At 60.4% G+C, this 950-nt stretch carries 1 pseudogene; it reads right to left on the reverse strand.

Annotation, left to right across the window (positions count from 1 at the left end):
• Positions 1–429: pseudogene (locus AC1DTN_RS37370) on the reverse strand (IS1634-like element ISMasp1 family transposase); the annotation flags it as partial.
• Positions 430–950: the final 521 nt, after the last annotated feature.

Genomic DNA, 950 nt, shown 5'->3' on the forward strand with positions numbered 1-950 from the left:
CGCATCGGCCACGCCGAAGTCCTCGGCCAGCGTCGTGGTGTGCCACCAGCGGGTGGTGGCGAGCTTGGTGTGCGCAGCGACGATGCGCGCGGCCACCATCGCCAGCACCAGGTCGCGTTCGCGGCAGGGCTTGGAGGCGACAAGTGAGGCAAGGCCCAGGCGCTGCAGGGTCAGCGCAGCGGCTTGCACATGGCCATGCGAACGCGATGCGGTGATCTCGAAGCACTGCGCTACTGGCTGCAAGGCCTCGCCATGCAGCGCTGCGCGAATAGCTTCGATCTGCGCGGCCGACAGGCTCGACAAATTGGCAAGCGTGCGTTTGCCTACCTTGGAGCCCTCGCGATAGGACTCGCGCAGCAGCACGGTGGGGGGCGAGCCCCGGTTCGGTACAACATGGACATGCATGCCTACATATATAGGCGATGTCATTGGCATATTCAAGAAAATACATGCCTACATCCAGCAAACCAAGAAAGCACCTATCTCATTGATTCCAGAGGGCTTATTGGCTGAAACCGGCGCACGCGGCGCTGGAACTTCGGACTGATATGGCCCGTTTTGTCAAGAGGGCACGAGGTATTTCCTCGCGAAGCTTCGCGATAGCGCATGGGATGACGAAGTTAAAAGAACGTCACACCGCACCTTGGACTCGACGCATGCAGCTTTAGCGACGATGAATCACGCTGATATCCGCGGATTGGGTACCGCATTACATGGCTGCGTCGCGGGGCTGCCTCGCTCTAGTGACGGGGATCATCCGGTTGGATGCCCACATAGTCCGATCGAGGGTTCCCCTATCGTGTGCATTCGTCGCGTTTGCGGTGCGGTGTGAACGCAATCAATTCAATGTTGCTGCGGGGCAGGCATAGAAGCCTGCGGGGTGACGTGGCGGCTCAGATCCCAGACGAAGCCAGCGAGCTCTCGGGCGATGGCCACGCACACCTTGTTGG

The sequence above is a fragment of the Rhizobium sp. 01T444 genome (assembly GCF_056398305.1).